This window comes from Mesorhizobium sp. M1328, from assembly GCF_040318075.1.
Lineage (GTDB): Bacteria > Pseudomonadota > Alphaproteobacteria > Rhizobiales > Rhizobiaceae > Mesorhizobium.
This window is the reverse complement of record NZ_JAMYLO010000052.1, coordinates 1-9,517: the sequence shown is the minus strand read 5'-3', so window position 1 is coordinate 9,517 and position 9,517 is coordinate 1. Positions and strand designations below refer to the sequence as shown.

Genomic DNA, 9,517 nt, shown 5'->3' with positions numbered 1-9,517 from the left:
CGTCAATGTATCGCTTGCCGTCTTGGTCAAATATGAACATACCCTCGCCTCTGACAGCAACAGGAAGATGGCGTTTGGGAATTCGATGGAAAACGCTGCTCATCAAGCTCTCCTCGACTTGTTGTGATTGTGAAAACGCACTCCGCATTTCGCTTAGTGCGATAATTGTATTGTCCGGCCTCCTTCAGAGGCCGACCTGTAAGCCGCTTCTACCAGCTGTAGTACGGCTGCTGCGTCCCGGAAATCTGCAATGGCTAAGCTGTCATCCTGCAGTGCCTTGAGCACGTGTCGGACAAAATCGGCGTAGTACAAGTCGGTTTCGAACTCAGCAGGCACAAATTCGTGCTCAATTCCATTCACTCCGTCCCTGATAACTTCGATCCCCTTATCAGCGGAGCGAAAGAAGTGATTGCCGGCACGAACAGAAAACGTAAACTCACGTTGCTGACCAGAAGCGCTGGGGAATGTGTACCCACACTCAATTGTACCGATAGCCCCGGATGCACATTGAAGTGCAACGGTAATGAAATCTTCGATCGATAAGTTGTTGATGAGCGCTGTGGAAAAAGCGGACACAGCTACGATTTTGCTGCAACTTAAAGTTTGGAACAGGTCGATCATGTGCACACCAACATTGATCAATGGTCCCCCGCCTGCGATGTCGCGCTCCAGCATCCAAGGATTGCCTGCTCGCAGATAGCGGCTTGGCGGTCCGGCAATAAACCTGAAGCTGGCGTGGTCGACCCTGACTGGTTCCTCTCCACCTTGAATGACCTTCATTGTGTCACTCAGGCGGAAGACAAAAGGTATCGCTACGAATGCTTGCTTTTGAGCTGCCTTCAGAGCCAACTGTTGAACATCTGCAGCCCTAATTCCGCAGGGTTTTTCCATTGCGAATGGGACGCCGTGGTCGAGCAGCAGATTGGCTGTCCTCGGCATGTCGATGTGCCTGCCGAAGACGAATGCCAATTCAGGGCGCTCGTGCGCAAGAAGCTGTTCGCAGGTTGCAAAGCATGCCGTTCCGAATTTTCGAGCGAGAGCGGGCCCGGTGGTATCCGTCGGATCAGAGATGCCTATAATTTCGACGCCAGATTTCTCCAACGCATCGATATAGAGCGGGACGTGCCAATGCGCTGTGTCGATCAATGCAACCTTTTTCACGGATACACTCCTCCAGTGCTTGGTCTGAATCTTCGCGTCCACACCGCACGATTGATCGAGCGGTCTCCCAGGGGGGCAGCCAGCCTGCTCAGCCGTACCGTCAACAAAGCAGTTCAAAGATGGCAGCCGATAAGGTGCCAGAGGGAATCGGGAACTCCGCTAGGAAGATGATAACCGCTAAGAGCGATTTTCAGCGTGAATTCTTTGTGTAGTTTTCCTTGCGTGGATATGAAACATCACCAGGGCCCTCCAGAGGCTATTAGACACCGCTACCGTCTCCCCGTCGGCTTGTTTGTCGCGTTGCACCTGACCGATCCGAGTGCGCCGGCATGTGTCGCCGACCAAGCAGCTTTTCCTTCGACAGCAGGCCGACGGCCCGTGGGAGTGTCTGGCCGTTCTGCTTTGAGGGAGCGAGAGTCCAATCCGCTCTACACAACCGGCCTCTATGAAGGCTCTTCATCCCTGTCGGAGGTGACTTCCTCGCGGAACTCGAGAACAAGCCTGCAGCACCTCGTCTAGCAGGCTTCTCTGATTGGGGTCGATGAAGTCAAGCATTTCCTGTTATTTTTCCGGATCAAGTCGCCCGCGGTCACTCGCGAGGCATCTCAATCTGTTGAACGACCTTGGAGAACTCGCCCAGGATCGTGCCTGCTAACGAGATCGCCTTGCCCACCGTTCCCACGGGAACGATCCGGATTGCCCTCTCGGGCGAACGACTATATGTGTTCGTATTTGTCCCTTTGTTCCTTGTCATATTTGATGTCGATGCGGGACCGCCGGCTTCCTTTCCAAAGCGGAATTCGGTTCCGTCGGCCCACATGCGGTGCAGGATGACAGCCAGCTTGCAGGCTAGCGCCACGCGGGCTCGCGCCATGCCGCAGCGTTTGGCGATGTTCAAGCTCGACCATTTCCTCGAGCACACGAGCAGCGAATGTGCTGTCTCGGAGACGAGCGAGTTCGTCGCCCCAGCGGCTGACTCTGCCCGGTATGTCGGTTTCACCGGACTGGTATCGCGCCGGAGAGAAGCAAGGCCGCTACCACAAGATCGGCCACGACACGCCGGCGATCGAAGCTCTGTTCGTCGACCTGTTCCTGGAGGCCCACGACAAGTCGCCGGGCGAGATCGTGCTCGATCTCGACGCCACCGATGACCCGCTGCACGTCAACCAGGAAGGCCGGTTCTTCCACGGCTGCTAGCTCAAGCGCTTTCGAGCTTTTCCGCGTCTCCGGCGTTTGGCATCCTGTGGACTGTCACCCGCTTGTCGATGCCGGCGGCCCGCACGCGCCGAACGACAGGCCGAATACAACACCTGCACGTCGATAGGGCGATCGGCGCCGCGGCCGGGAAACAACCAGCCCTGCGGCTTCGCCAGCCGCCAGTAGACCCGCAGGATACGCAGAAGCTGCGGCGACAGCATCACGGTGCGGTTCTTGCCGCCCTTGCCGTGCTCGACCCGGATCACGCCGCGACCGCTGTCGATGTCACCGACCTTCAACCCGACGGTCTCCGAGGCGCGAAGACCAGCAGCGTAGGCTGTCGTCAGGGGCCGTGCGCGTCTTCAGGCTCGGGACCGCTTCCAGGAACCTGACCACCTCATCGGCGCTCAACACCACCGGCAGCGTCCGTGGTAAGGCGGGCAGAGACGATCCGCTCCGGGATCTCGGCATGGTCCAACGTCACGCCATAGAAGAACCGCAGCGCTCACACCGTCTGGTTCAACGCCGCCCACGAAATCCCCGTCGAGACCAGATGTACCTGGAAGGCGCGGACGTCCTCCAGACCGAGCCGGTCAGGGGAGCGGCCAAAGTAGCGCGAAAACTTCGCCACCGCATGCACGTAGGATCGCTGGGTGGCCGGCGACAGATTGCGGATCGTCATGTCCTCGATCATGCGCCGGCCAAGAAGGCTCAACTCGACCATCGCTTTGCTCCTGTCGTGCTCCAAACCCACGGGAGTAGACGAGTTCCAGGGCATCTTCCTCCGGCAATGTGGAAAACCAAGCCTTTCCGTTTGCAGTTGCATTCACCACTATCCGTACCGCAAATCGGTGATGGCACCCGGTGCTCTGGCGACCCTGACCAAGTCACGACCTCCCAAATAGCAAGACGGCAAATCTTTCCGCGTTCAAAACCGATTTGACCACGTCCGTCAATTGCTGGCATCCAGATTCCGTAAGGCCAGTGTGCTCGTTCGCAGCGACAGCACATATCTTCGGCTGCCTTCGTCTTGAATAGCTTGGTGGTGCGTCGGGCCAAGTAGTTCCGTCTAGTCACCAAGAGAATGATACCGTCCATCGCGGTATATCAATGAACCGCCATTGCCGATGCGTATACCGACGACCTTGCCGATGACGATAGAATGGTTGTAGCGGATGATCGCCTCCTCCACCTCGCAGTCGATGGCCGCCGCTGCATCCTCAAGGACCGGTGCTCCGCTCAGGAGGCAGGTCCATGCAGCACCGCGGTAACGTTCTGGTCCCGTCAACCCACTCCGTCCGGCGAACTGGTTTGCGAGCGTCTCATGGTTTTGGCCCACCACGTTGATGCAGAAGTTCCGGTATTGCTCGACGACGGGCCATGTTGAGGAGGATCGGTTGAGGGAAACGAACATGCGCGGCGGCTCGATCGAGAGTGCGGTCGCCGACGTCACCGTCGCTCCCGTGCGAGTCTCTCCCTCACCTGCCGTTACGATACTGACGCCGCCGCCCAGCGCGCGCAGAGCGCGCTTCAGCCCTTCGGCGTCGGCCGCAGGGCTAGCAAGACGGCTGGTGGCGGGCTCCTCGTCGGAGGTGCTTGGGTAAGATTGTGCGGTCATCTCGGTGTCTCCTTCGTTCAATCCTCTTTCCGACCTCGCCCAAATGCATCCCGCTCTCAAGCGCGCCAAAATCGGAGCAACCCAACGCTGGTGCCCTTTCGAGCACATCAAAACGTGACTTCACGGGACGCAGACCATTGTGAGCACTTGCGGTCACCAGGTTGCTAGCACCTCGCTCGAGAGAACCAAAAATCGTGCCAGCAACTGTGGCGCATATTTTCCCGGGCTCTTCGAAACGTTAAGTGAGTGTGCGTCGTGGAGGATACCGAACAATCTCGTCGCGGAGCCGACAAATCCGACAGCGATGCATCGGACTCTCACGCGACATCTCGACTTCTGCGATCATCGCTTCGGTAGTGACAAGCAGGCCAGCGATCGAGCCGTACCCTGCAGCGCGGTGCGGACGACCTTGGCGGAGGTCGATAACGCCCATCGAGAAGAGAGCGTCGAATTCGACCGTCTGCGCATTGCGGCCATGGGAAAAATTCGGGCTTCTGGCGCCGCTTGCCGGCAACGATCGATTCTTCCGCTCAGCGTTCTCGGCGATTTGCCGCACTGGAGCTTCGATGGAGCGGCGAACGATCTCGACCCTCCGGGTCGTTATTGACGGTCTGCACGTCATCGAGAGCCATGAATGCTTGCAGCAGCGAACAGATATTCCAACTGTCACAAGACTATAATAATTCCTTACATAATTTTTAAAAACCGAAAACCATCGATATGGTATCAACGCAGTATGAGCTTAGGCAAGGCTGAAAGGGGGTAGGCCGATTTACACTCAGAAGACCAAGAAGGCGCACTTAAGCACTTAACAAGCTTTGTCTGCCTCCTGGTAGTCTCTCTCGTCAACGTGCACGAACAGCCGAACCCGTTGCGCGAGGGCAGTCCAATTGAACGGAGATCCGGTATGCGACGCAATGATGAAATGAAGCTCGGGCTATATCTCACTCGGGGGGCGGGATACCACCCAGGTGCATGGCGCGATCCAAACACGCCAGCGAACCGCGGAGTTGATGTCGACCAATATGCTGAACTAGCAGCACTTGCCGAAGGCGCGGCGTTCCACCTCGTGTTTCTCGCCGATCATCAAGGCGTGATAGGCGATCACGCAGCCATAGCCCGTGTGAGTGGTATCGAAGGGTTCGAGCCTATTACACTACTGTCGGCGCTTTCATCGAGAACACAGAACATCGGCCTAGTCGCGACAGCGACGACGACGTATTACCAACCTTATCATCTTGCACGCATGTTCGCATCACTTGACCATTTGTCGCGAGGGCGCGCAGCCTGGAACATTGTCACCTCCGCAAGTAACTTCGAAGCCAATAATTTTGGTGAAAAGGAACTTCCAGATCATGACACGCGCTACGCTCGAGCGAAGGAATTCGTAGAAGTCGTCAAAGGTCTTTGGGATACGTGGGAGGACGACGTTTTCATCCGGGACAAGGAAAGTGGTATTTACGCTGATGCTACGAAGGTGCATCTGCTTAACCACCGAGGGAACCAATTTTCAGTCAGAGGGCCACTCAACATTTCGAGACCGCCGCAAGGCTACCCCGTGCTGGTTCAGGCTGGCGCGTCCGATGCCGGAATTACGCTCGCAGCAGAGGTCAGTGACGTCGTGTACACCGCCCAGCCCTCTTTAGAGGGCGGTAAACAATACTACACTACTCTTAAAGAGAAAGCGCGCGCACTTGGACGAGAGGACGATCAGGTACTCGTTATGTCGGGCATTATCCCGATTGTTGGTAAGACTAAGCAAGAAGCGTCTGAGAAGCTTCAAAGACTACAATCATATACCCATATTGATGTTTTATTTGAGGAGGCCTCTCTTTGGCTGGGGTCTGTCACCGACCTGCGTTCAATTAACCTTGACTCATTAGTCCCCGAGGCTTTGCCGCAGACCAATTTAATCCAGAGTCGTCAGAGAGTGCTACTCGACTTGGCCGCAAGCCAGAAATTTACCTGGAGAGAACTAATCCGCCTGGTATCGGATTGCCGTGGCCATCGGCTGGTTGTTGGGACGCCGGATGAAATTGTAGACACCATGGTTGATGCATTTGATCAACATGCGGCTGACGGATTCAACATATTGCCGGCAACCGTTCCTGGCGGACTCAAGGATTTTGTTGAACTGGTCCTTCCAGAGTTGCGCCGGCGAGGAAGATTCAGATCCGGATACTTCGGAGAAACTCTCAGAGAGAACCTCGGTCTCAAGCGATCACTCAATCGACTCACGCAGCCAAGTGTAAGCGGACGCGCGTGAAAACTGCCCAATCTGTCGGCGCGGCAGTAGGGCCTCTGAACCCGCTACTGCGACCCAAACTGCGGCTCGAGCCGAGCTGCTGCGCTTTTTCGAAAAGCTTCCGCCGTGTCTGGTTGGTTTGGAGGCGTGCGGCGGTTCGCATTATTGGGCGCGCGAGATCGCGGCGCTCGGTCACGACGTGCGTTTGATCCCGCCGATTTAGTGAAGCCCTTCGTAAAACGGGGCAAGACGGACGCCGCCGACGCAGAGGCGATTAGCGAAGCCGTCACCCGCAAGACGGGCGTTCGGCATCCGCAGCTTGCGGCTGAGCTTCCGCAGCGTGGCGGCCAGGCTCGCCAGCATCCGCACACCGGAGGGGACGCCGCTGCCGGACAACACCCGCGCCGAGCTTTACCGCTTTCTGGAGCGGCTCCAGCTCGTGCGCGAGCAGATCCGCGCCATCGAGCAGGTTGCCTGCTGGCCGCCGCTCCGGCTGCTGCGGCGAGCGGCCCGCACGCGATGGTGCGTCTGCTGGCGCGGATCCGCGGATCGGGATCGGCGTCGAGACCGCCGACATGCTGGTCCACGAGTTCCTGTCACGCGGCTTGCGCGATCGCCGCGCCGTGGCGCGCTATACCGGACTGACGGGGTCGCCGGACGAGAGCGTCAAACGCCGCCGCGAGAAGGGGCTGGCACGCGCTGGCAATGCCCGCGTGCGGCACAGTTGCCCTGGCGCTTTCTCCTCTTCCAAAAGGACAGTGCCTGGGTCCAATGGTTCCGGGCGCGCAATCTCGGGACGATCGAGAACGCGCAGGAGTTCATGCTTGCGCGATGCAGCCTGGCAAGAAGCCGGTCGAGCATGACGTAGCCGGTTCGTCGTTTGAACAGGCGCTCGAAGCGGGCGCGCAGGGCCGCCGCGCGGCGCGGACAAGGAGCACGCTGGTAGTTCTTGAGGTCGCGATAGAACCACCAGATCAACTGGCGCATGATGTCGACGGCCTGACGTTGATCCGGGGTCACGGGTATCAATTTGTGGACGAGCCGTTCGGCGTGGACCCAGCACAGCGCATGCTCGCCAATGCGGAACTGGCCGACATCATCGGATACGATGACGGTATCGGCGAGAAAGCCGTGGTGGCGTATCGCCCCCCACATCGCCCCTTCGGTGGCGATCCTGACTGGGTTGGACTCAACCGCAAGCTGGTCAAGGCCCAGCGCCGCCAGATGCGCCTGCCATGCGGCGCTGTCGGCAAATGCCTTGCGCGGCGCAGCCGCCAGCCGCGTGATCGCCGGACCGGCGAGGTTGCGGCCGCATTGGCCACGGCCTCTTCATTGATGAAGTAATCGCTGTGCCCGGCACGCAGCGTCGCCAGGAACGCCTCCCGTGACTTCGATCGTCCGGTGCGGAACGCGGTGAAGCGGCGATCGCCGATCTGGGTGGTGTAGCCGTCCTGGTGGACGTGGCGCGCCGACCGTATCATCGACGGTGATCCAGGGCGGCGCGCAGCACGTCACGGTCCTCCGCCGCGAAGGCCTCCAGGCCCTCCGAAATCAGCCCCACCACCTGGCGCTTCGAAATGTCGACCCCGATCCCGGTCAACAACGCCGTCAACCGCTCCGTCGTCACCTGGCCTTGAATGTGGCAGGCCAGAATGAAGCGGCGCAGGTTCGCGCCCCAGCCGCCGATGATCCCCGCCGGCAAGGGCGCCACCATCGTTTCGCCGGTCGGTGTCACCCAGCGCTCGCGGCGATAGCGCACCACCTCGGCCGACAACGCCAGATCGCGCACCAGGATCGTCTCATACCCCTTGAAGCGAGGGCCCGCGGGTGCGCTCACCGCAACCGCCACCGTGCGGCTCACGCGACCGCCATCGCGCTTGGCGCCGCGCCGGCGGCGCTTGTCCTTGCCAGATGTCGGCTGCGTCGCCTTCTCCTTGGTCGGCGTGACCGGGGGACGCGGCGGCAGGTCCTTCAGCCGGGCGATCTCATCCTTCAGGGTCTTGTTCTCGGCGCGTAGCGCCTGGTTGTCGATCTCAAGGCTCTCGACCCGGCCTTGAAGACCGCGCACTTCGCCGATCAGCGCAGAAACCAGCCCGCGGAGTTCCGCAAGCGACAGGCCTTCAGGCGAATCAGTCGGTGGTAGCGTCACGCAAAGGGTGAATCACGAACGCACGCGCCTGCAAACCCCACCGCCCGGAAATCTGCCCCGATTGCGGCCCCGGCGACGTTTCATATCCATGCAAGGAAAACTACATGAAGAATTCACACTAAAAATCGCTCTCAGCGGTTATATCTCTCTAGGATTTCTTACTAATAGGAGGATCTCACATGGATATTGATAGGGTGTCGTACGTGAGAAAGCGCCTAGCGGAAAGTCAACAGGACGAGTTTCCAAAGTATACAAATTGCCTTGGCTTGGATATAGAGGTGCACAAGGGTGTTTTTTGGGACGACGATAATAATGTTACCGGCCGTTGGGTGACTGAGAATGTGCCCTCAACGACCGGAAAACGCGTTCTTGAGATCGGATGCGGATGCGGCCTGACGGCACTATTCTTGGCTAAGAATGGCGCGTCCCACGTGCTTGCCACCGACGTAAATCCGAACGCTGTTACCAACACGCTAGCTAACGCTCGCCGAAACGGGCTTACTAATGTCACAAGCATTCGAAGCGATCTCTATGAGAGTGTTGATCAAAATGAACGTTTTGACTATATCGTGTCCCATTTGCCGTCCACTCGTGTTCCAGAGGATTTTGAATACTCCAGCATGATCGAGTACAGCAGTTTCGATCCAGGCGGGACGCTACTGCAGAAGTTCCTCCTTGAGTCGGAAAAATATCTAGCGACAAATGGCACTATGATATTAGGTTACAATGTGTCGCGAAATGAGTGCATGATCATGAACAAGTTGGCCCACTTAGATCTGCGGTATAGGCTGATCGCGAAACGGAAAATTACGCCTGATGGCATGATCAATGTTCACGTGTATGAGATTTGGCCGCATCACGGTGAGTGATGTTTGGGATATCATTTACGATTCTCGTACCTAGATCTTGTGTGATTATAAAACGTTCTCGTGATGGGCGCCGCTAAGCGAATGCCAGGCACCGCATGACGGACTGGCGATCGATATACTAGCAAAATTGTTGTGGATTAGCTTTTCATGGCTCACAGTTTGGAAGGACAAGTTAATGAGCAGCGTTTTCCATCGAATTCCCAAACGCCATCTTCCTGTTGCTGTCAGAGGCGAGGGTATGTTCATATTTGACCAAGACGGCAAGCGATACATTGACG

General features: G+C 57.9%; 7 protein-coding genes and 5 pseudogenes. 6 read left to right on the top strand and 6 right to left on the bottom strand.

The features are described 5' to 3' along the window. Positions 1 to 153: 153 nt before the first annotated feature. Positions 154 to 1,161, bottom strand: a complete 1,008-nt coding sequence (locus NKH23_RS33845; RefSeq protein ID WP_353036687.1) for a Gfo/Idh/MocA family protein — start codon at positions 1,159 to 1,161, stop codon at positions 154 to 156. A 781-nt stretch (positions 1,162 to 1,942) separates the two neighbouring features. Next, positions 1,943 to 2,183: pseudogene (locus tag NKH23_RS33840) on the bottom strand (IS110 family transposase); the annotation flags it as partial. A gap of 10 nt (positions 2,184 to 2,193) precedes the next feature. Here NKH23_RS33840 and NKH23_RS33835 point away from each other — a divergent pair. After that, positions 2,194 to 2,352: pseudogene (locus tag NKH23_RS33835) on the top strand (transposase); the annotation flags it as partial. A 13-nt stretch (positions 2,353 to 2,365) separates the two neighbouring features. On the opposite strand, the pseudogene NKH23_RS33830 reads toward NKH23_RS33835, so the two are convergent. The 3 genes and pseudogenes from NKH23_RS33830 to NKH23_RS34770 form a co-directional block, all read right to left on the bottom strand. After that, positions 2,366 to 3,082: pseudogene (locus NKH23_RS33830) on the bottom strand (site-specific integrase); the annotation flags it as partial. 345 nt (positions 3,083 to 3,427) lie between these two features. Further along, entirely contained in the window at positions 3,428 to 3,976 is a 549-nt protein-coding gene (locus tag NKH23_RS33825; RefSeq protein WP_353036685.1) for a flavin reductase family protein, read from the bottom strand. A gap of 238 nt (positions 3,977 to 4,214) precedes the next feature. After that, positions 4,215 to 4,626: pseudogene (locus tag NKH23_RS34770) on the bottom strand (hypothetical protein); the annotation flags it as partial. A gap of 257 nt (positions 4,627 to 4,883) precedes the next feature. On the opposite strand from NKH23_RS34770, the gene NKH23_RS33815 reads away from it, so the two are divergent. The 4 genes and pseudogenes from NKH23_RS33815 (at position 4,884) to NKH23_RS33800 (ending at position 7,565) form a co-directional block, all read left to right on the top strand. After that, a complete protein-coding gene (locus tag NKH23_RS33815) occupies positions 4,884 to 6,242 on the top strand; it encodes an LLM class flavin-dependent oxidoreductase (RefSeq protein WP_353036681.1) in 1,359 nt (452 codons plus the stop codon). A 10-nt stretch (positions 6,243 to 6,252) separates the two neighbouring features. Beyond that, positions 6,253 to 6,521: pseudogene (locus NKH23_RS33810) on the top strand (IS110 family transposase); the annotation flags it as partial. A gap of 275 nt (positions 6,522 to 6,796) precedes the next feature. Continuing rightward, positions 6,797 to 7,084 carry a hypothetical protein gene (locus tag NKH23_RS33805; RefSeq protein WP_353036679.1) on the top strand — a complete coding sequence of 96 codons (288 nt, stop codon included), beginning with the start codon at positions 6,797 to 6,799 and terminating at the stop codon, positions 7,082 to 7,084. Further along, the gene (locus tag NKH23_RS33800; RefSeq protein ID WP_353036677.1) at positions 7,053 to 7,565 is read left to right on the top strand and encodes a hypothetical protein; all 513 of its coding nucleotides are present in this window, start codon (positions 7,053 to 7,055) and stop codon (positions 7,563 to 7,565) included. Before NKH23_RS33805 ends, NKH23_RS33800 begins: the two co-directional genes overlap by 32 nt. Before the next feature lie 133 nt (positions 7,566 to 7,698). Here NKH23_RS33800 and NKH23_RS33795 read toward each other — a convergent pair whose 3' ends face one another. Next, a complete protein-coding gene (locus NKH23_RS33795; RefSeq protein WP_353036675.1) occupies positions 7,699 to 8,370 on the bottom strand; it encodes a hypothetical protein in 672 nt (223 codons plus the stop codon). Between the two features lie 179 nt (positions 8,371 to 8,549). On the opposite strand from NKH23_RS33795, the gene NKH23_RS33790 reads away from it, so the two are divergent. Further along, positions 8,550 to 9,239 carry a methyltransferase gene (locus NKH23_RS33790; RefSeq protein ID WP_353036673.1) on the top strand — a complete coding sequence of 230 codons (690 nt, stop codon included), beginning with the start codon at positions 8,550 to 8,552 and terminating at the stop codon, positions 9,237 to 9,239. The last annotated feature ends 278 nt before the right edge of the window (positions 9,240 to 9,517 follow it).

Coding starts and splice junctions, on each gene's coding strand:
- NKH23_RS33825 (WP_353036685.1), bottom strand. CDS start 3,976: ATGACCGCACAATCTTACCCAAGCACCTCCGACGAGGAGCCCGCCACC.
- NKH23_RS33815 (WP_353036681.1), top strand. CDS start 4,884: ATGCGACGCAATGATGAAATGAAGCTCGGGCTATATCTCACTCGGGGG.
- NKH23_RS33805 (WP_353036679.1), top strand. CDS start 6,797: ATGCTGGTCCACGAGTTCCTGTCACGCGGCTTGCGCGATCGCCGCGCC.
- NKH23_RS33800 (WP_353036677.1), top strand. CDS start 7,053: ATGCAGCCTGGCAAGAAGCCGGTCGAGCATGACGTAGCCGGTTCGTCG.
- NKH23_RS33790 (WP_353036673.1), top strand. CDS start 8,550: ATGGATATTGATAGGGTGTCGTACGTGAGAAAGCGCCTAGCGGAAAGT.